Raw genomic sequence first — 19,413 nt, 5'->3', positions numbered from 1 at the left:
AATATCGTATTAATTTATATGAAGTCGGATGATTGGTAGAGAATTTTGTTTGCCAATACCGCTGTATTTTTTGTCTCTCCATACTATTTTATTATGTTTAATGCTGATTGAAATAGTGACCTCAATTCAATAAGGGCGCTCACCTTGCCAATTGCCGGGTGGGTCATAATTACAAACCCAAATTTGCCCTTGATCGGAACACAAAGCTGCGCCACAACCGACTTTTTGAGTATTGCGCCAAACGATTTGGGTGTAATGTCCACATTGCTCCCCTGTGCGACAGCTATTATTTTTATAAGAATAATATTCTTTTTCGCTCGCCCAGTCTTGTACCACTTGTCTGTCGTTTACAGATGCCACAGCGCGTTTGCCATTGGAGTATTGTAAGGGACCACTCCAATAAATGTTTTCACCAGCTTGCAACGGATTATTTTTGCCTTTACGGTGTTGCATTTCGCAGCGGTTATTGCGAGCCAAATATTGTGCCCATTCTTGGGCATATTGTGTCAATTGTGGCGACCACGTCAATGATGGCAAATTCTCCACACCGCGTACTTGATTGTGTGCTTGTAACATGGCTTTAGGGTGAACGGTCGCCTCTGCATGAGCATACATGCTGACACCCATGAAAGCCCATGAAAGCCACTTGCCAAATGAGTATTGCCATGACCATAAAGACATATGCTGGATTCCTTTTAGTGCCATATTGGATGATGAATATTCATGTTTTATCCATCTTAATGGTATAAATCAATAGAATATTTGTTTGTTTTCAAAGAATTTATTTAAAATATGATTTTTGTCATGTCATCTGTTGTTACAGGCCGCTTCTGTAAGAGATATTCAGCGTCCTGTAAACTTTATGCATGAAAAAAGCCACTCTACAAAGAGTGGCTTGTGTGACAAAATGCTGAATTATTCAGCAGATTCTGCTTCTGGTTTGTCCAACAAAGCTTTGATAGACAAGCGGATGCGACCACGGTCGTCTACTTCCAAAGCTTTAACTTTCACAACTTGACCCAATTGCAAGTAATCAGACACGTTTTTCACACGTTCGTGAGCGATTTGGCTGATGTGTACCAAGCCATCTTTGCCTGGAATCACAGACACAATCGCGCCAACGTTGTTGTCCAAAATCTTCAACACAGTGCCTTCGTATACTGCGCCCACTTCCACCTCAGCCGTGATTTCTTCGATGCGTTTTTTAGCCGCTTCGCCCGCTTCAGCAGTGGTTGCTGCAATCACCACAGTACCTGTGTCGTCGATGTTGATTTCAGTACCAGTGTCTTTGATGATGCCACGAATGGTTTCGCCGCCTTTGCCAATCACATCACGAATCTTGTCTTGATTGATTTTCAAAGTGTACAAGCGTGGTGCATGGGTCGACATTTCTTGAGGACCTTCCACTGCATCTTTCATCAAGCCCAAAATGTGCGCACGGCCTTCTTTGGCTTGTTCCAAAGCGATGTGCATGATTTCAGGCGTAATGCCTTGGATTTTGATGTCCATTTGCAAAGCAGTCACGCCGTTTTCAGTACCTGCTACTTTGAAGTCCATGTCGCCCAAGTGGTCTTCGTCGCCCAAGATGTCAGTCAATACCGCAAACTTGTTGCCTTCCAAAATCAAGCCCATCGCGATGCCCGCAACGTGCGCTTTCAATGGTACGCCTGCTGACAACAATGCCAAGCAACCGCCACAAACAGATGCCATAGAAGACGAACCGTTAGATTCGGTGATTTCAGACACCACACGCATGGTATAGTTGAAATCTTCTTGCGCTGGCAACACAGCAATCAAAGCACGTTTTGCCAAACGGCCATGACCGATTTCGCGGCGTTTCGGAATACCGACACGGCCCACTTCACCTGTTGAGTATGGAGGGAAGTTGTAATGCATGATGAAGCGGTCTGTATATTCGCCACTCAAAGCATCAATGATTTGCTCGTCACGTTGTGTGCCCAAAGTAGCGGTTGCCAAAGCTTGGGTTTCGCCGCGAGTGAACAAAGACGAACCGTGGGTGCGTGGCAATACGCTGGTTTGAATGTCGATAGGGCGTACGGTGCGTGTATCACGACCATCAATACGCGGTTGACCATCCAAAATTTGGGTACGAACCACATTCGCTTCCAAATGTTTGAACAAAGTGCGGATTTCGTTCACTTCCAAAGTGCTGCTTTCTTCGGTGATCAAAGCCGCTTCCAATGCAGCCCAAGCATCGTTCAATTTGGCAGAACGTTCTTGTTTCGAGCGAATGGTGAATGCTTCAGCCACAATGGCACCAGCAATTTCTTGGACTTTGGTTTTTAACTCAGTATTTTCTACTGGAGCTGTCCATTCCCAAACCGCAGGATTCACTTCATCAGCCAATTCATTGATAGCAGTGATGACGGTTTGCAATTGCTCGTGACCATGTACTACTGCGCCCAACATAATGGCTTCAGACAATTCTTGTGCTTCAGATTCCACCATTAATACGGCTTTGGCAGTACCAGCAACGACCAAATCCAATTGGCTTTGAGTCAATTGGGCTTTGGTTGGGTTGGTAACGTATTGACCGTCAATATAACCCACGCGCGCAGCGCCAATAGGGCCTGAGAAAGGCACGCCGCTCAAAACCAAAGCAGCAGAAGCACCAATCATTGCAGGGATGTCAGAATCGATTTCAGGGTCTACAGACACCACCATTGCAATGATTTGGATGTCGTTGTAGAAACCTTCTGGGAATAAAGGACGAATTGGGCGGTCAATCAAGCGGCTGGTCAAAATTTCTTTTTCAGACTGTTTGCCTTCACGTTTGAAGAAGCCACCAGGGATTTTACCAGCAGCGTAAGTACGCTCGAAGTAATCCACAGTCAATGGGAAGAAGTCTTGACCTTCTTTGATTTTTTTAGCTGCAACCACTGATACCAAAACGACAGTATCACCCATAGACACTTTAACAGCAGCAGTGGCTTGGCGTGCGATTTCGCCTGTTTCGATGGTGACCGTTTGATCACCGTATTGGAATGATTTAACGAATTTGTTAAACATGAGTTTCCTTTGGAATGGTTTGGGTGGCGACCTGAATTCCTAATGATGCACACATATCAAATATTGCTAGATGTGCATGGTTAGTTATTCAGAGCCTAACCCCAAGATTTTGAAAATACAAATGAAAATAAAGTCGCAACCGAAGTTGCGACTTTAAAAGGATCTTACTTACGCAAGCCCAAGCGACCGATCAAAGTGCGGTAAGTTTCCGCATCAGTGCGACGCAAGTAGCTCAACAAACGACGACGTTGGCTAACCATTTTCAACAAACCACGACGGCTGTGGTGGTCTTTGATGTTTGCTTTGAAGTGAGGAGTCAAATCATTGATACGGAAAGTCAACAATGCAACTTGCACTTCGCTAGAACCAGTGTCGCCTTCTTGGCGTTGGAAATCTTTAACGATTTGCGCTTTTTGTTCAACGGTCAAAGCCATTTGGTATTACTCCATTTAAATATCAGGGCTACAAGCCCGGCAAGACAACAGAGCCGAAACCCTCGCTGTCTCCGAAAAAATTACAGATTGTTCTGAGTACTCATCAATCGCAAAGCCTTCAATACGCCTTCAGCAGACGCTTCGATCAAGCCCATAAATTGCTGCGCATCGTCATATACCCGTAAGGGCGATATTATTTCACAAATTGCATCGCTTTGCACCTGTTGTCCATATTGCAAGCGCTCAATTTCAGCATTTTGCAGTGTAATGGCAGGTAAATGTGCCACCAAAGCCTCGCATGGCAACAATAAACCATCTTTTTGCTCTAAGTTCAAGCTTTCCAATGTTTCAATGCTATAAGCGTGTTCGATACCAAAACCTGCTGTGGCAGTGCGGCGCAAATCGGTCAAATGTGCCAAAGAGCCTGCGTGACGGGCGATGTCTTCAGCCAAGGTGCGAATGTAAGTGCCTTTTGAGCAGCGCACAGCAATTTGCGCGGTTTGAGCCGCTTCGTCAAACGCCAACACATCAATTTGGTAAATGGTGATGGTGCGACGTTTGCGTTCAATGTTAATGCCTTGGCGGGCGTATTCGTACAAAGCCTTGCCATTGTGTTTCAAAGCAGAAAACATCGGTGGCATTTGTTCATACGAGCGCGTAAATGCCACGCAAGCGTCCTGAAACTGTTGGGCATTGATGCGCACATCGGTGGTTGAAGATGCTTCACCTTCTACATCGCCTGTTGTGGTTTCGATGCCGAATTTTAAATCGGCAATATAGGCCTTGTCCGAATCCAATAAATACTGCGCATATTTGGTCGCTTCACCAAAACACACAGGCAATAAGCCCGTTGCCAATGGGTCTAGTACCCCAGTATGACCGGCTTTTTCAGCTTGAAACAGGCGTTTGGTGATTTGCAACGCGGTGTTGCTGGATTTGCCCTTGGGTTTGTCCAAAAGCAAGACGCCATTGATGCGGCGTTTGGGTGGTTTGGTTGAGGTGGTCATGCAAGCATTTCAAAAAAAATTGCCAGCAAGTTTACCATTGAATGTGCCTCAATTGAATATGAATTCCTCCTAACGGCAACGCAGAAGATACAGCTCTTGAAATTCAATGGCTTTGATGGTTTTTGAGCTCAGCTCTGGTTGTTTTTTTTACTCAATGTGTTTGAAATGCCATCAGAATGTGGTTTCGATATTAAAAAAATATCTTTACAGGCCGCTTATTTAAAAGCCAAGCGTCCTGTAAACTTCACAATATTAAATGCACATGAATATTGATATGCCACCAAGATTGAAACCACCTTCTAAAGAAGTTAGCCAATTATTGCCTGATTTTGATATTTTATCTGAATCTGATATTTTCATTCCACAAACTCCCGCAGAATTTGCCCAAGCCAGAGAGGTTTTGCTGGCGCAAACAGTGTTGGGCTTTGATACCGAAAGCAAGCCTTTATTCAAAGTAGGTGAGGTGGATACAGGGCCGCACATTGTACAATTGGCAAGCACGCAGGCTGCTTGGATTTTACAATTGCATCATTCGCAAGCGTTGGCTTTGGCGGCTGAAATTTTGAATTCAGACAGCATTTGTAAAATTGGTTTTGGTTTACAACACGATACAGCCAGTTTGCCTAAACGTTTGGGCATGGCATTGAACAATGTTGTTGATTTAGATAGGGTATTCAAGCGCCATGGATACATTGCTTCTGTCGGTGTGCGTGGGGCAGTGGCCTTGGTGCTAGGGCAAAATTTTCACAAATCCAAGCGCCAATCGACCAGTAATTGGGCGAAAAAACAATTGAACGAAGCCCAAATTCGCTATGCCGCCAACGATGCCCATGCGCCTGCTGCGGTGTATGCGGCTTTGCCTGCGTGGGAGGCCATGCAAGAGTCAATGTGAAGTGTTTGGGGCTTACAGGTCGCTTTGATGTATGTAAGACTCTCTTTGAACGATGATATCTAAACATCGGACAGGTTAATTTGTGGCATCTTAAATCAATCGATTGATGACTTATGTGAATAAACTGTTTTTATGCTAAGGTCATTTAAATATGGATGCCTTAGGATAAAAGTCAAGCTTTCAAAGCTTGGCGCATTGCGGATTCATTTTTTGATGCTGCTTGATGACTGGTTGCAGATGGCCGATAAATAGGAGCTGAGTATGCCTTACACGGTGAACAAAACCTTGCCGATTAAATATTACAGTCGAAGTACTTCGGCTTGGATACAACTGCCATTTGCGGTGTTTTTATTTTGTGTGGTGTTGTATGTTTGGGCACATTGGCTGTGGACGATATTGGTGCAAGGCCAATACAGTCTTGGGGCAATGATTTTTATGGCGTTGTTTATTTTGCTGCCTGTTTCAGCCGCCATTGTCAGTTGGACGTTGCGAGTGTTGACTTTGGCTGGTAACAATAAGCCTCTATTGGTATTGAATGAGCGAGGCGTCAAATACAAAAGAAGGTCGGTCAGATGGGAACACATTGTGGATATACGCGTAGGCAAATAATACGCTAGAGATGATTCTTATATTCCTGATATTGCCATTTCGGTCTACCCGCAATTGGATGAAAAATCAAGCGATGCCATTTTGTGGATTAAATTGGCAGACTTAAAAGCTGAGGAATATTTGTTGATGCGAGAATTGAAAACCCATTGGCAAGTCTACCGCAAACGATAGTTTTTTTATTTGTGTTGATGTTTACAGGCCGCTTATGCAATATAAGCGGCCTGTAAATATTGAAAACCGGTTTAGATGACTGCCATCACCATTTTAGTCTTGTACAGGTTTTTCACTGTTGGCTTGGTCAATCAAGCTAGAAATACTCATACCGCGCTCTAGTGATTCATCGTATTCAAAATGCAATTCAGGCGTTTTGAATACTTTGATGCGTTTGGCCAATTCTGAACGCAAATGACCGCGTGCATTGTCCAAAGCTTCTGCCGTTACTTCGCGAGTGCTGCTGTTCATCACTGTCCACCAAATAGTGGCGTGGCTGTAATCGCGGGTTAACTCGACTTCGGTGATGGTAATGAAACCTGCACGTGGGTCTTTTAAACCTGTACGGGTCAATTCCGCCAACTCACGCATGATTTGTTCTTGTACCCGATCTTGGCGGGCATAACCACGTTGTTGTTTTTTCATGTTTTTTCCTAAAGTAAAAGCTGCCTGAATGCCAAGCGTCCAGACAGCTTTTTGTTACATGACGCTGTGTCTTAAATTACAAGCTACGAGCGACTTCGATGATTTCGAAGAATTCCAAAGTATCGCCTTCGATAATCTCGTTGTAAGCTTTCAACATCAAGCCACATTCGTAACCTTGTTTCACTTCTTTGACGTCGTCTTTGAAGCGTTTCAAAGAGTCTAACGCGCCAGTGTGAACCACAACGTTGTTGCGGATTAAACGGACTTGTGCATCGCGTTTCACCACGCCATCGGTCACCATACAGCCGGCAATATTGCCCACTTTAGACACGCTAATGACTTGGCGAATCTCAGCAGTACCCAAGATTTGTTCTTTCTTCTCAGGTGCCAACATGCCGCTCATCGCTGCTTTCACATCATCAATCGCATCGTAAATGATGTTGTAGTAGCGAATGTCAATGCCTTCGCTCTCAGCCAATTTGCGCGCTGCCGCATCCGCACGGGTATTAAAGCCGATAATGGTTGCGTTAGATGCAATGGCCAAGTTCACGTCAGATTCATTGATGCCACCTACACCGCTGTGCAAGACGTCTACTTGAACTTCACCGTTAGACAATTTGCGCAAGCTGCCAGCCAAAGCTTCGTAAGAACCTTGAACATCGGCTTTGATGATGACAGACAATTTCTGTACTTCGCCTTCGCCCATATTGGCAAACAAGTTTTCCATTTTGGCTGCTTGTTGTTTGGCCAAACGTACATCGCGGTATTTACCTTGACGGAACAAAGCGATTTCACGTGCTTTTTTCTCATCAGCCAATACCAACGCATCTTCACCCGCATTTGGTACGTCAGACAAACCTAAGATTTCTACTGGGATAGAAGGACCTGCTTCAGTAATGGTTTTGCCGTCTTCGTCGGTCATCGCGCGGATTTTACCGAACACAGAGCCAGCCAATAACATGTCACCTTTGCGCAAAGTACCAGATTGAACCAATAAGGTGGCTACTGCACCGCGACCTTTGTCCAAACGTGCTTCAACGATGATGCCCTTAGCCGGTGCTTCAATCGCTGCAGTCAACTCCAATACTTCTGCTTCCAACAAGACAGCTTCTAATAAGCCATCAATGTTGATGCCTTTTTTCGCTGAGATATCGATAAATTGAGTATCACCGCCCCAAATGTCTGGGTTCACACCGTGAATGCTCAACTCTTGACGGATTTTCTCAGGGTTAGCTGAGTCTTTGTCAATCTTGTTCACCGCAACCACCATAGGCACGCCTGCAGCTTTGGCATGGTTGATTGCTTCGATGGTTTGTGGCATCACGCCATCGTCGGCTGCCACCACCAAAATCACGATGTCAGTGGCTTTGGCACCACGAGCACGCATGGCGGTAAACGCTTCGTGACCTGGAGTGTCTAAGAAAGTCACCATGCCGCGTGGGGTTTCTACGTGGTAAGCACCGATGTGCTGAGTAATACCACCGGCTTCGCCTGCAACCACTTTGGCTTTGCGGATAGAGTCCAGCAAAGAGGTTTTACCGTGGTCAACGTGACCCATAACGGTAACAACTGGCGCACGAGGTAACAATTCCGCTTGTGCTGCTTCTTCGCCGTCTAACAAGAATGCATCTGGATCATCAGGTTGTGCTGCTTTGGCAATATGACCCATTTCTTCTACTAAAATGATGGCAGTTTCTTGGTCTAACACTTGGTTAATGGTGACCATAGAGCCCATTTTCATCAATGTTTTGATCACCTCAACGGCTTTAACAGCCATTTTGTGTGCCAAATCAGCGACGGTAATGGTTTCAGGAACCAATACTTCATGTACCACAGGTTCAGTAGGGGCTTGGAAAGTGTGTTGGTTGTCGATATCTACTTGATGACGACCACCTTTTCTGCCTTTTTTACCTGAGCGCCATTTGCTATCGTCACGTTGATTGCTACTTTCGCTGCGACCTTTTAACTTAGACTTAGGCTTGCCACCACGATTGTCTTCATTTTGAGGCTGAGTGGTACGCGCTGGACGATCGGTATTGGCTTTTTTCTCAGGCTTTGCTGCTGCATTAGGTGTTGCTGCCGCTGTTTTATCAGCAGGTTTGGCTGTGGATTTTTGCGCGTTTTGTGCTTTGGCTGCCGTTTCTTCTGCTTTTTTCGCAGAAGGAGAGGCTGAGCGGTTTTCTTTTTGCTGTTTTTGAGCCAAAGCATCTGCTAAAGCTTGTTTTTTAGCAGCTTCACGACGTGCTTGACGCTCTTGTTTTTCACGCAATAAGGCTTCTTGGTGCGCTCTTAAGGCTTCTGCACGTTTGACTTCGGCATCACGCGTCGCTTGCTCTTCTGCAGAAATGATAGAAATAGGCGCTTTCGGTGCTGCTGGTGCTGGTGTAGCAGCTGGCTTGGCTGGTTGATTAGACACTTCTTTTGGTTTTTCCTGTTTGGCTTCGTTTTTGACGGGAGTTTTAGCAACCGTTTCTTGGGCAACAGCGGCAACAGGTGTTGGCGCTTTAGTTACCACTTGCGGTGCTGGCTCCGGAGTGACAACAACAGGAGCCTCTGGAACCTCAGCAACAGGTGCTGGCGCAGCTGTTTCTACGGGTTGGGCTTCTGGTGCTTCTTCTTTTTTAGTTGGCGCAGGAGCAGGTTTGTTTTTAGAGCGAGAAATACGCTCTTTTTCCGCTTCTGCTTGTGCTTTTTTAGCAGCACGAATGCTTTCAGCATCGTCTTGAGGCATTTCAGTTACAGGCGTTGCTTGTACTGTTTCAGCGACAATAGATGCAGGAGGTGCAGGTGCAGTTATTTCAGCTGTTTCTTCAGCTGCAGTCACAGGCACTTCAATTTGAATGCTGCGACTTTTACGCGTTTGTACTTCAACCGTACGACCAGCTGTTTTCACTGAACTGGTTTGTTTGCGGCTGACTGTAATTTGGCTGTTTTCAGCTTCGTTACCATGCGATTGCTTTAAATAAGCCAATAATTTTTGCTTGTCGTCAGAACTCAATTCATCAGAAGCTGATTGTTTGTTCACACCTGCGGCACGCAATTGTTCTAGCAGGCGTGTTTCCGCCATTTTCATTTCTGAAGCAAATTGTTGTACTGTATTATTACTCATTCGCACCTCCTTCTTCAGTAAACCAGTGCGATCTTGCATCCAAAATAATGGTTTTGGCCGCTTCAGCACTTACACCAGTGATTTCAATCAATTCATCAATCGACAATTCAGCCAAGTCATCACGAGTGGTGATGCCGCTTTGAGCCAAATCGCGTAACATTTCTTGATCCACACCAGCCAATGATTTTAAGTCTTCATCCATTTTTTCCAATTGCTCTTCAGACTCGATTGCCAAAGTCAAAATGGCATCGCGTGCACGATTACGCAATTGGCTGACCAATTCTTCATCAAAGCCTTCAATGGCCAACATTTCGCTAACGGGTACGTATGCTACCTCTTCCAAAGTCACAAAACCTTCTTGTACCAAGATTTCAGCCACATCGCTTTGGATGTTCAAATGTTGTTCGAACAAAGCACGTACTTGAGCATCTTGTTCTTGGTGGCGCTCATCGGCTTCGGCTACCGTCATAATATTGAGGCTCCAACCGGTCAATTCAGCTGCCAAGCGCACGTTTTGGCCACCGCGACCAATGGCCAAAGCCAACTGATCTTCTGCGACCACAACATCTACTGTGTGACGGTCTTCATCAATCACAATGCGTGTGACTTCGGCAGGCGACAATGCATTGATGATGAATTGTGCTGTGTCAGGAGACCACAACACCACGTCGATGCGTTCACCCGCCAATTCATTGGTCACCGCATTCACACGTGAACCACGCACACCGATACAAGTGCCTTGTGGGTCAATGCGAGGATCATTGGATTTTACTGCAATCTTCGCGCGAAAGCCTGGGTCACGAGCGACTTCTTTGATTTCCAATAAATCGTTTTCGATTTCAGGAACTTCAATTTCAAACAGTTTGCGCAAAAATTCGCCTGAAGTACGGGTCAACATCACTACAGGACGGGTACCTTGTTGTACGACTTCTTTCAAGTAAGCACGTACACGGTCGCCTGAACGCAATGTTTCTTTTGGAATCATTTGATCGCGTGGCAATAATGCTTCTAAGCGACCAATTTCAATTACCGCGCCATGGCGTTCCACACGTTTGACTGTGCCATAAACCAAGTTTTCACGACGTTGTAAAAACTCGTTTAAAATTTGCTCGCGTTCGGCATCACGGATGCGTTGCAAAATAACTTGTTTGGCTGTTTGCGCACCAATGCGACCGAATTCTACATTTTCAATTTTTTCTTCGTAATATTCGCCTGCTGGTAAGTGCTTGCTAGCGTCGTTAGGGAATTTTTCTTCTAACTCTTCTTCAGTCACTTCAACATCAGGGTAAGTATAGTCTTCGTCTTTGACTACCAACCAACGACGGTAGTTTTGGTATTCACCGTTTTCACGGTTGATGGCAGTGCGAACTTCAATGTGTTCTTGATCAAACTTCTTTTTAGCAGCTGTTGCCAAAGCAAATTCCAATGCGCCGAATACAATTTCACGGTCTACATTTTTTTCACTTGCCAAGGCATCAACCAAGGTTAAAATTTCACGACTCATAATTATGGTTTCTCCAAACGTGTTTTCCGATGGATCAGAATTCTGGCTTCAAACGCGCTTTGTCAATGTTGTTAATGGCGATGGTGGCTTCTTTGCCATCAAAGGCCAAAGTCACATTTTCTTCATCACTGGCAACAATGCGACCCAAAAAGTTTTTTTGGCCATCCACTGGCAAGCGGGTTTTTAATTTGGTCATATGACCGTTAAAGCGAGCAAAATCTGCTGCTTTTTTCAAAGGGCGATCTAAGCCTGGGCTAGAAATTTCCAAGCGCTTGTAATCAATGTCTTCTACCAAAAACACACGGCTTAAGTGGTTGCTTACTGTGGCACAGTCTTCCACAGTAATGCCAGTTGGGCTATCGATGAAAACACGCAAATCCCCTTGGGCGGTTAATTCGAAATCAACCAACTCATAACCTAAACCAGGTAAGGTCTTGTCTAATATGGTTTGGACGTCCATTTGGCTCCCGCAAATAAAAAAATGGGCAAGTGCCCATTTCTCGTAATTGAAAAACAAGTTGGATTTTACTCGCTTTGAGTGGGAAAAGAAAGCATTAAGCTTGTTTATAAGACATTTATGACGCCAAACAGGTGACAACTATGACTTGCCTCATGTGTTGCAACGCACTAAAATCGAAGCAAGCCCCTCCAAAGTTTGAAACGATTGAAAACATTTGCTGTCAACATTATTAATTTCATAATGTTTGTGCGGCAAAAAGGGGTCACAACAGTGTGACGTTGCAAGGGTTTAAGAAGGCAACGCCGTTTTATTTGCAAATTCCCGCCGAAAGGCCGATTCACCATGAGCATGCCCATTTACAATTTTTCAGCAGGTCCTGCAGTTTTACCCGATTCTGTCTTGCGCCAAGCGCAGTCGGAAATGTTTGATTACAATGGTACTGGCTTTTCAGTCATGACCATGAGCCATCGTTCAGATGTGTTCATGAGCATTATGTACCATGCTGAGCAAGATTTGCGTCAGTTGATGAACATTCCAAACAATTACAAAGTCTTGTTCATGCAAGGCGGTGCCAGTTCGCAATTCAATATGGCTGTGATGAATTTGGCCAATGGTTTCAAGCGTGTGGACTCTGTGGTCACAGGCAATTGGAGCCGCATTGCCCACAATCAAATGGGTAAATTGTCCGATGCCAAAATCCATTTGGCCGCTCATGGTGGTGAGCTATACGATTATACCGATTTGCCTGACCCTGAAAGCTGGGATATCAGCCCTGATTCGGCTTTTGTGCATTACGTCATCAATGAAACCGTACATGGTTTGCAATACCGTGATGTGCCTAAGCCGTTTGCCAATCAAATGCCGCCATTGGTGTGTGACATGTCGAGTGAAATTTTGTCACGTCCTATCAATGTCTCTGATTTTGGTTTGATTTACGCTGGTGCGCAAAAAAATATTGGTCCATCAGGCGCAACGATAGTTATCATTCGTGAGGATTTGTTAGAGCGTTGTTCAGACCGCATTCCTGATGTGTGGAATTACAAGTCACACGTCGAGCGTCAAGGCATGTACAACACACCTGCAACTTATCCAATTTACATTTCTGGCTTGGTATTCCGTTGGTTGCAATCGCAAGGCGGTGTGTCGGCGGTGCAAACCATCAATGCTTTGAAAGCCCGCAAATTGTATGAAGCGATTGATGGCAGTGGCGGTTTTTATACCAACAAAGTCGCAGCGCGTGCACGTTCGCAAATGAACGTGATTTTCCACGCACCAACGCCTGAATTGGACAAATTGTTTGCACAAGAATCGACCACGCGCGGTTTGCGTTTGCTCAAAGGTTATAAGACTATGGGCGGAATGCGTGCTTCCATTTACAATGCCATGCCGTTGCAAGGCGTGGAAGCGTTGATTGAATTCATGGGCGAATTCCAAAAACGTTATGGCTAATATCAATACATCGTCATGAATTTGATGGTATAAATTAAGCGTCCTGTAAGGTTACAGGACGCTTTTTTGTGGTTTTATATAATGAGGAATAAATCATGCAAGCAATCAAGTGGTGTTGTGGTTGGGTATTGGGTACAGTGGCGTTGGTTGCGCAAGCGCAAAATACTTGGAATCCCAATTTGAATCAACATCTTGGTGCGCCGTATTTGCCTGAGGTTTTACAATCTACACCTGCTTTGAAATTGAATATTTTGGAAGTTTTGGGCAACCATGGTCAGTTAGAAGATTGGGTGGTAGAAGGTTTTAATGGTGGTGGCATGGTGACGACGCCAGTGAAACCCATCTTAACAGGTGGCCCGACTGTTTTTACGGGTACTTTTTGTAAGCCGCATGATTGTGGCGATACACAGTGGCAATTTGTCTATGAACCGACCAAACAGGCTTTGCTGTTGGTGCGAGGGGATACCGTTTTGCACAATCACGAAGGCAAAGTCGCTCGTGAGGCTTTTGTGGAGATTGCCCACATCAGCAATCAATTAAGCCATATGTGGTGGTAAATAGTGTGATGTGAATGGGTATGTACAACAAGCGTCCTGTAAATGTTTACAGGACGCTTATTTTTATTGGATGACAATTGTGCCACGCATCGGACCGCTATGGCCGGGGAAGCTACACACAAACACATAAGGTTCGGTTTTCAGTAGCGCAGTGTCAAAAGTGATGCTGTCTGACTCGCCGCCGCCAAGCAATTTGCTGTGCGCCAATACACGCTCATCGTTTGGCTTTACAAACTCATGCTCTTTGCCCGCTTGCAAACCATCGGACAATACACCACGTAAATGGGCTTGGCTGGTAATCACGACATTGTGACCCATGGCAGTTTTGGGTAACTTGCCTGTATGGCTCAAATGTATGGTCGCTTGCGTGCAATGCGCAGGAATTTCGATTTGTTTGAGGCTAAACTGCATCGCATCGGTGCCATTTAAAGCAATTTCACAATCGTTTTGGCTGGTATGGGACGTTGGTGTGGATGCAGCTTCAGGTGAGCTTGCCATGGTGTGGTTGGTGTGTGGTATGGAGGCAGGTGTCGGCGGAATGGCGACAGAAGCGGGGGCAGGCTCTTGGGAACACGCAGAGATTGCCATCATGATGGCTGTGCTGAAACCGAGTTGCCATAAAGGTTTGAGTGTCATGATATTGTCTTTATTGATATTCTTGGGCTGCATGACAGCCCAAGATGAACCATGATTAGGCTGATTGTTGTAGCAATTGCGCTGCTTCAATGGCGTAATACGTCAAAATGCCATCGGCACCCGCGCGTTTGAAAGCCATCAAGCTTTCTAAAATCGCTTGGTCACGCTCTAACCAACCGTTTTGAATGGCTCCCTGTAACATTGCATATTCGCCTGATACTTGATAGGCGAATGTAGGTACGGCAAACTCGTCTTTGACACGGCGAATGATGTCCAAATATGGCATACCCGGTTTAATCATCACCATGTCTGCACCTTCTTGGATGTCCAAAGCCACTTCGTGCAACGCTTCGTTGCTGTTGGCAGGATCCATTTGGTAGGTTTTTTTGTCGGCTTTGCCCAAGCTGCCAGCAGAACCCACTGCTTCACGGAAGGGGCCATAAAAACAAGAGGCGTATTTGGCAGAATAAGACATGATGCGCACCAAATCATGGCCGTTGGCTTCCAAAGCTTCACGCAGTGCCGCAATACGACCGTCCATCATGTCCGAAGGTGAGATGATGTGTACGCCTGCTTCGGCGTGGCACAAAGCTTGTTTGATTAATACTTCAATGGTGATGTCATTTAAAACATAGCCGGTATCGTCAATAATCCCGTCTTGTCCATGCGTGGTGTATGGGTCTAAGGCAATGTCGGTCATCACGCCCAATTGTGGAAAACGCTGGCGAATTTCACGCACCGCTCGTGGCACCAAACCATCAGGATTGTAAGCTTCTTCTGCCATCAGGCTTTTGCCGCTTAAGTCGGCAGGAAACAAATCAATCAATGGAATGCCCAGTTCAACGCAACGCTCACAAGTGGCAAACAATTTGTCCAAGCTTTGGCGTTTGACCCCTGGCATCGCGCTGATGTCTTGCTCGATGTTACTGCCTTCTAAAATGAAGACTGGTAAAATCAAATCTTTGGCAGTTAAGGTGTTTTCTTGCATCAATTGGCGTGAAAAAGCATCGCGGCGCATGCGGCGCATGCGCGTAGCAGGTGCTTGGCGTGACAAAAAATTCATGATGGTGTTCTCTGTACAATTTGAAATTGGTATCTTAACCTTCTATTGTACCCAAGATTGTGAAGATGGGATTGTATTGGGTCAAGTTTGATACGGTTTTAAACCCATTTTTAATCAAAGTGAAAATATTTTATTAAAATTAACATAAAAGCGTCCTGTAAAGTCACAGAACGCCTATTAATATTGGTTTCAAATTACATATCATCAGTGAACAATCATTCGACCATTTAAATTTTGTAAGGGGCGATTGGTGTGAGTGCCCATGACTTCGTCAAATTGTTGGATTTGATCTTTTGAAGCTTGCAACGGTTGTTTCATCACCAACCAACGCACACCTTCTGAACAAGGTGGCGTGGTCAAAGAGCCACTAAAACGATAATAGTCTTGTTTTTTAGGTAAAAATTCGGTGGCTATTATCGGGTTTGGGGTGTGGATTACTTTGGGTTGATTCTTGGTTTTGGGCATGTTTTGCCACAGTTGTTTCAATTGAGGATGTGCTTGACCATATTCAAACATCACACCAATCACCGCCAAAGCACCTGCAGCGTTGGCATGCACCAAATGCAATTCCATAGGGAAAGATTGGCCTTCGATGTGATTTTCGCTTGGGGTATGAAAATGCATTTGTTTCAGCGCAAAGCGTTCGCCATCGACTTCAATGCTGCTGCCATCAGTATAAGCAATTTGGATGGTGTGACCATTGTTGATGATGGTGTGTGCATGAGATGGATAGTCAATATTGAGATTGGGCAATTGGGCATCGATACTGCCAGTAATGTTGATAGGTGTTTGGTTGTAACCATTACAGGTGGCATATTCTGGTGCCAAAATACCCCAATATTCGGGCGCACTGTTACCGTGATAAGACCAAGAAGTTGTTTGATCTGCTGCCATGCTGTAAACATTACATCCGATTAAAGTCATCAAAAAGCCCATTTTTTTTAACATGTGTTTCCCCCTAGTGAGAGCATTGAATGCAAAATGATGATGTGATAGTGCTTGTCTAAGATAACGCATGACAATGGTGTTGTGAATCGGTTTTGAAAGATTGAATGAATGTGATGTATTGCCATGACAACAAAAAAGACCAGCTTAAAAGCTGGTCTTTTTTGTTGGTACGCCCACGGGGAATCGAACCCCGGTTGCCGCCGTGAAAGGGCAGTGTCCTAACCGCTAGACGATGGGCGCGGCATCAATCAAAGATTGACTGTAAAACTTATTTTGAAACTTGCCGTAAAAGCCTGCTTCGGTATTGGTACGCCCACGGGGAATCGAACCCCGGTTGCCGCCGTGAAAGGGCAGTGTCCTAACCGCTAGACGATGGGCGCGGTATCAATCAAAGATTGATTGTAAACTGTGGTGCACCCGGAGCGATTCGAACGCCCGACCCTTTGGTTCGTAGCCAAATACTCTATCCAACTGAGCTACGGGTGCATTTAAGCTTGGTTAAAAAAACCAGCTGTTGGCTGGAATTTTTGAAATTCTGTGGTACGCCCACGGGGAATCGAACCCCGGTTGCCGCCGTGAAAGGGCAGTGTCCTAACCGCTAGACGATGGGCGCATCTGGTTGCGAGCTTGTTGGTGCACCCGGAGCGATTCGAACGCCCGACCCTTTGGTTCGTAGCCAAATACTCTATCCAACTGAGCTACGGGTGCATTGCTATCACTTGTCAGTGCTTGTGATTGCTTAACTGCGACAACGGAGGCGAATTATAGAGATGACTTTGTATATTGGCAAGCGGTTTTTGTAATTATTTTTGAATTTATGGAGCGTAAATGGCAGTCTGTTGCGCAATAAGCGGCAGTTTCACAACATCAAGTATTTGAGCCATTTCATTTTTGTTTTAAGAAGTCTCATGTCTAAAAAATTTTAAAAAACAGGCAAAAAAAGCATTTTTAAGCGTCCTGAAATGCAAAAATGGGGTGAATTTGTGATTTTTACGGTGATTGTGCAGGTATAAATTGGGTGTTAAAAATGGACTGTGTGGTCAAAACAGCCCATTTTAGAATGAAAAAATCTTCACATTTTGGTTTTTTGAGATTGAATCCAGCTGGGTAAAAGCAAATGAATGCACAAACCAACTGCTAAAACCGCAATACCAATGCTGTGCCAACGATTCAAAGGCTCGTTTAATACCAAAAAAGCCACGACCAAAGCCACCGCAGGGACAAACAAAGACAATGGTGCAATGCTGGCTGCATCGTATTTGCTCATGAGTTTGCCCCATAAGCCGTAGCCAATAATGCTGGCAACCCAGCTTAAATACGCCAAAGCAATGACACGGTTCACGCTCCATTGGGTCAATTGAGCGTGTACTTGTTCCCAGCCATCTATTGCGACCGCCCCGATGAAAAATGGCAATGGGCAAATCAAATTGCCCCAAACGACCAGTGCCAAAGGATTGACCGAGCGTTTTAAACTGCCAATATGTTTGACCGTAATATTGCCACATGCCCAAGCGAATGCGCCTATAACCACTAAAAATACTGCAAGGACGGGCAATTGCCCTTGATATTGACCATAAGCAATCAAACCCAAGCCCAGTGCGGCAACGACCATGGCGATGATTTGATAAGCTTTGACGTTTTCGCCCATCATAATGGCAGCAATGATAATGGTAAAGAAAGCTTGTGATTGCAAGACAATCGCTGCCAAGCCTGTGGGTAAGCCTGCGGCTATGGCCCAAAACAAGAAGGTAAACTGCGCAAAACTGATTAACAAACCATAAGTGATGAGCCAACGCCATGGAATATTGGGTTTTTTGATGAAGAAAATTGCGGGAAAGCTGACAAAGATAAAGCGCAAACAGCCTAATAATAAAGGCGATGCGTCCTGTAAGCCTAGATAGATGAAATAAAAATTCAAACCCCATAAAACCACCACCAATAAAGCGCCGATTTTGTCTTGTGTGCTCATGTTTGTCATGATGTGTCTTAGCCTTGCTTATAAAAACAATGTGTTAATAAAATAGCCTTGCCTTTTAAAAGTGTCGATACAAGGTATATTGAGTATGTTTTAGATAATATTCATGAAGATTGAATATAACACGAGCCTGCTAAGGCATAGGTGTCAGAATGTTAGAACAGATAAAAATCGAGCGTCTGTGTGGTTTGTCGCAACATGGTGATAGTGCGGATTGATTAGACGAAGCGTTCAAATGGTATTAAGGTTAAGGGCATTGTTTGAAGGAGTTTGTGTATGTTGAATCAATATGAGTTAATCATAGAACCTTTTATCGCTTTGAATTTATACCAATTGCACCAAATTTTGCAATTGCGCCAACGTGTGTTCATGTTGGAGCAGCAAAGCCTGTATTTGGATGCTGACAACGATGATTTGGATGCCACGCACATCATGTTGTATGACGGACCGAAGCTCGTTGGCTATACGCGGATTGTGCCGCCACACTTGAGCATGGAATACGTGCAAATTGGCAGAATCGCTTTGGTCGAAGCATTGCGTTCACAAGGCATGGGCAGCGAGTTGTTACAAGTGGCTTTGGATACAGCCAAGCGTCAATTTCCCAATTTACCTGTGCATTTGTCGGCACAAATTCATTTGCAAACATGGTATGAGGCATTTGGTTTTGAAACTTTTGGCGATGTATTTGACGATGGTGGTGTCAAACACGTTAAAATGCGTTGGAATGGTACATCGAAATAGGAAAATCAAATGTCACATGAAATAACACAGCGCTTAGAATATATGGAAGAGCAAATCGAAATCTTGCGCATGGAAAACCGTGTCTTGAGTACGGCTTTGAAAGGGATTTTGAAAGGCTTACCGCAAGATTTGGCAGGTGACGTGGTGGAATCTATCCAAATTGCATTTGAAAATGCATCGGGTGAGCTCAATTACCATGACCATCCTTATGCGGATGTGTTCCATGATGTTACTTATGACTTTTTCCATGAAAAAGAATAAGTAAAAATCACAGATTGGCATGGCATGATGATGCTGTGCATGGTTCATTTAAAGCGTCCTGTAAATATTTACAGGACGCTTTAAATCTTTAAATAATGAGTA

General features: G+C 44.8%; 18 protein-coding genes and 5 tRNA genes. 6 read left to right on the top strand and 17 right to left on the bottom strand.

The genetic code is table 11. From position 1 onward, the window contains the following. Nucleotides 1-126: 126 nt before the first annotated feature. The 4 genes from H150_RS0109780 to truB all read right to left on the bottom strand — a co-directional run bounded on the left by H150_RS0109780 (nt 127) and on the right by truB (nt 4,471). A complete protein-coding gene (locus tag H150_RS0109780) occupies nt 127-681 on the bottom strand; it encodes a CAP domain-containing protein (protein WP_019958880.1) in 555 nt (184 codons plus the stop codon). A 234-nt stretch (nt 682-915) separates the two neighbouring features. Next, nucleotides 916-3,030, bottom strand: a complete 2,115-nt coding sequence (gene pnp, locus H150_RS0109775; RefSeq protein ID WP_019958879.1) for a polyribonucleotide nucleotidyltransferase — start codon at nt 3,028-3,030, stop codon at nt 916-918. A 164-nt stretch (nt 3,031-3,194) separates the two neighbouring features. Next, the gene (gene rpsO, locus H150_RS0109770) at nt 3,195-3,464 is read right to left on the bottom strand and encodes a 30S ribosomal protein S15 (RefSeq protein WP_019958878.1); all 270 of its coding nucleotides are present in this window, start codon (nt 3,462-3,464) and stop codon (nt 3,195-3,197) included. Nucleotides 3,465-3,544: 80 nt separating this feature from the next. Next, a complete protein-coding gene (gene truB, locus H150_RS0109765) occupies nt 3,545-4,471 on the bottom strand; it encodes a tRNA pseudouridine(55) synthase TruB (protein ID WP_019958877.1) in 927 nt (308 codons plus the stop codon). A 274-nt stretch (nt 4,472-4,745) separates the two neighbouring features. Here truB and H150_RS0109760 point away from each other — a divergent pair, with 274 nt between their 5' ends. Together H150_RS0109760 and H150_RS0109755 are read left to right on the top strand one after the other, a co-directional pair. After that, nucleotides 4,746-5,363, top strand: coding sequence for a 3'-5' exonuclease (locus tag H150_RS0109760; protein WP_019958876.1), 618 nt, complete (start codon nt 4,746-4,748; stop codon nt 5,361-5,363). 261 nt (nt 5,364-5,624) lie between these two features. Beyond that, nucleotides 5,625-5,972 (top strand): hypothetical protein, encoded by a 348-nt coding sequence (locus H150_RS0109755; protein WP_019958875.1) that lies wholly within the window; start codon nt 5,625-5,627, stop codon nt 5,970-5,972. Between the two features lie 264 nt (nt 5,973-6,236). On the opposite strand, the gene rbfA is transcribed toward H150_RS0109755, so the two are convergent. From rbfA to rimP, 4 genes are all read right to left on the bottom strand, one after another. After that, on the bottom strand, nt 6,237-6,608 hold the full coding sequence (rbfA, locus tag H150_RS0109745) for a 30S ribosome-binding factor RbfA (RefSeq protein WP_019958873.1): 372 nt from the start codon (nt 6,606-6,608) through the stop codon (nt 6,237-6,239). Between the two features lie 76 nt (nt 6,609-6,684). Further along, nucleotides 6,685-9,717, bottom strand: coding sequence for a translation initiation factor IF-2 (gene infB, locus H150_RS0109740; protein ID WP_019958872.1), 3,033 nt, complete (start codon nt 9,715-9,717; stop codon nt 6,685-6,687). Then, nucleotides 9,710-11,221 carry a transcription termination factor NusA gene (nusA, locus tag H150_RS0109735; protein WP_019958871.1) on the bottom strand — a complete coding sequence of 504 codons (1,512 nt, stop codon included), beginning with the start codon at nt 11,219-11,221 and terminating at the stop codon, nt 9,710-9,712. Before nusA ends, infB begins: the two co-directional genes overlap by 8 nt. A 34-nt stretch (nt 11,222-11,255) precedes the next feature. Beyond that, entirely contained in the window at nt 11,256-11,681 is a 426-nt protein-coding gene (gene rimP / locus H150_RS0109730) for a ribosome maturation factor RimP (RefSeq protein WP_019958870.1), read from the bottom strand. Between the two features lie 342 nt (nt 11,682-12,023). On the opposite strand from rimP, the gene serC reads away from it, so the two are divergent. Continuing rightward, nucleotides 12,024-13,130: a phosphoserine transaminase gene (gene serC / locus H150_RS0109725; protein WP_019958869.1), complete on the top strand. Its 1,107-nt coding sequence runs from the start codon at nt 12,024-12,026 to the stop codon at nt 13,128-13,130. Nucleotides 13,131-13,225: 95 nt separating this feature from the next. Continuing rightward, nucleotides 13,226-13,687 carry an Ivy family c-type lysozyme inhibitor gene (locus H150_RS0109720; protein ID WP_019958868.1) on the top strand — a complete coding sequence of 154 codons (462 nt, stop codon included), beginning with the start codon at nt 13,226-13,228 and terminating at the stop codon, nt 13,685-13,687. Between the two features lie 63 nt (nt 13,688-13,750). Here the strand turns inward: H150_RS0109720 and azu are convergent, their stop codons facing one another. From azu to H150_RS0109670, 9 genes are all read right to left on the bottom strand, one after another. Then, on the bottom strand, nt 13,751-14,323 hold the full coding sequence (azu, locus tag H150_RS14200) for an azurin (protein WP_211206683.1): 573 nt from the start codon (nt 14,321-14,323) through the stop codon (nt 13,751-13,753). 55 nt (nt 14,324-14,378) lie between these two features. Further along, the gene (gene hemB / locus H150_RS0109705; RefSeq protein WP_026353627.1) at nt 14,379-15,386 is read right to left on the bottom strand and encodes a porphobilinogen synthase; all 1,008 of its coding nucleotides are present in this window, start codon (nt 15,384-15,386) and stop codon (nt 14,379-14,381) included. A 204-nt stretch (nt 15,387-15,590) separates the two neighbouring features. Further along, nucleotides 15,591-16,334 (bottom strand): carbonic anhydrase, encoded by a 744-nt coding sequence (locus H150_RS0109700; protein WP_019958863.1) that lies wholly within the window; start codon nt 16,332-16,334, stop codon nt 15,591-15,593. A gap of 165 nt (nt 16,335-16,499) precedes the next feature. Next, a tRNA-Glu gene (locus H150_RS0109695) sits at nt 16,500-16,574 on the bottom strand. Between the two features lie 65 nt (nt 16,575-16,639). After that, nucleotides 16,640-16,714 (bottom strand) — tRNA-Glu (locus H150_RS0109690). A 29-nt stretch (nt 16,715-16,743) separates the two neighbouring features. Continuing rightward, nucleotides 16,744-16,820, bottom strand: a tRNA-Arg gene (locus H150_RS0109685). A gap of 52 nt (nt 16,821-16,872) precedes the next feature. Beyond that, nucleotides 16,873-16,947 (bottom strand) — tRNA-Glu (locus tag H150_RS0109680). Between the two features lie 18 nt (nt 16,948-16,965). Beyond that, nucleotides 16,966-17,042 (bottom strand) — tRNA-Arg (locus H150_RS0109675). A 364-nt stretch (nt 17,043-17,406) separates the two neighbouring features. Continuing rightward, nucleotides 17,407-18,303: an EamA family transporter gene (locus H150_RS0109670; protein WP_019958862.1), complete on the bottom strand. Its 897-nt coding sequence runs from the start codon at nt 18,301-18,303 to the stop codon at nt 17,407-17,409. 282 nt (nt 18,304-18,585) lie between these two features. Between H150_RS0109670 and H150_RS0109665 the strand changes: the two genes are divergently transcribed. Further along, on the top strand, nt 18,586-19,050 hold the full coding sequence (locus H150_RS0109665) for a GNAT family N-acetyltransferase (RefSeq protein WP_019958861.1): 465 nt from the start codon (nt 18,586-18,588) through the stop codon (nt 19,048-19,050). Nucleotides 19,051-19,059: 9 nt separating this feature from the next. Continuing rightward, on the top strand, nt 19,060-19,311 hold the full coding sequence (locus tag H150_RS0109660) for an NGO1151 family protein (protein ID WP_019958860.1): 252 nt from the start codon (nt 19,060-19,062) through the stop codon (nt 19,309-19,311). The last annotated feature ends 102 nt before the right edge of the window (nt 19,312-19,413 follow it).

Origin of the sequence: Vitreoscilla stercoraria DSM 513, assembly GCF_000382305.1 — a bacterium.
GTDB lineage: Bacteria > Pseudomonadota > Gammaproteobacteria > Burkholderiales > Neisseriaceae > Vitreoscilla > Vitreoscilla stercoraria.
The sequence above is the reverse complement of the archived record's forward strand: the minus strand, read 5'-3'. Positions and strand labels throughout refer to the sequence as shown.

Excerpts from the sequence above, each read along its gene's own strand:
- H150_RS0109780 (WP_019958880.1), bottom strand. The coding sequence starts at position 681 with ATGTCTTTATGGTCATGGCAATACTCATTTGGCAAGTGGCTTTCATGG.
- pnp (WP_019958879.1), bottom strand. The coding sequence starts at position 3,030 with ATGTTTAACAAATTCGTTAAATCATTCCAATACGGTGATCAAACGGTC.
- rpsO (WP_019958878.1), bottom strand. The coding sequence starts at position 3,464 with ATGGCTTTGACCGTTGAACAAAAAGCGCAAATCGTTAAAGATTTCCAA.
- truB (WP_019958877.1), bottom strand. The coding sequence starts at position 4,471 with ATGACCACCTCAACCAAACCACCCAAACGCCGCATCAATGGCGTCTTG.
- H150_RS0109760 (WP_019958876.1), top strand. The coding sequence starts at position 4,746 with ATGCCACCAAGATTGAAACCACCTTCTAAAGAAGTTAGCCAATTATTG.
- H150_RS0109755 (WP_019958875.1), top strand. The coding sequence starts at position 5,625 with ATGCCTTACACGGTGAACAAAACCTTGCCGATTAAATATTACAGTCGA.
- rbfA (WP_019958873.1), bottom strand. The coding sequence starts at position 6,608 with ATGAAAAAACAACAACGTGGTTATGCCCGCCAAGATCGGGTACAAGAA.
- infB (WP_019958872.1), bottom strand. The coding sequence starts at position 9,717 with ATGAGTAATAATACAGTACAACAATTTGCTTCAGAAATGAAAATGGCG.
- nusA (WP_019958871.1), bottom strand. The coding sequence starts at position 11,221 with ATGAGTCGTGAAATTTTAACCTTGGTTGATGCCTTGGCAAGTGAAAAA.
- rimP (WP_019958870.1), bottom strand. The coding sequence starts at position 11,681 with ATGGACGTCCAAACCATATTAGACAAGACCTTACCTGGTTTAGGTTAT.
- serC (WP_019958869.1), top strand. The coding sequence starts at position 12,024 with ATGAGCATGCCCATTTACAATTTTTCAGCAGGTCCTGCAGTTTTACCC.
- H150_RS0109720 (WP_019958868.1), top strand. The coding sequence starts at position 13,226 with ATGCAAGCAATCAAGTGGTGTTGTGGTTGGGTATTGGGTACAGTGGCG.
- azu (WP_211206683.1), bottom strand. The coding sequence starts at position 14,323 with ATGACACTCAAACCTTTATGGCAACTCGGTTTCAGCACAGCCATCATG.
- hemB (WP_026353627.1), bottom strand. The coding sequence starts at position 15,386 with ATGAATTTTTTGTCACGCCAAGCACCTGCTACGCGCATGCGCCGCATG.
- H150_RS0109700 (WP_019958863.1), bottom strand. The coding sequence starts at position 16,334 with ATGTTAAAAAAAATGGGCTTTTTGATGACTTTAATCGGATGTAATGTT.
- H150_RS0109670 (WP_019958862.1), bottom strand. The coding sequence starts at position 18,303 with ATGAGCACACAAGACAAAATCGGCGCTTTATTGGTGGTGGTTTTATGG.
- H150_RS0109665 (WP_019958861.1), top strand. The coding sequence starts at position 18,586 with ATGTTGAATCAATATGAGTTAATCATAGAACCTTTTATCGCTTTGAAT.
- H150_RS0109660 (WP_019958860.1), top strand. The coding sequence starts at position 19,060 with ATGTCACATGAAATAACACAGCGCTTAGAATATATGGAAGAGCAAATC.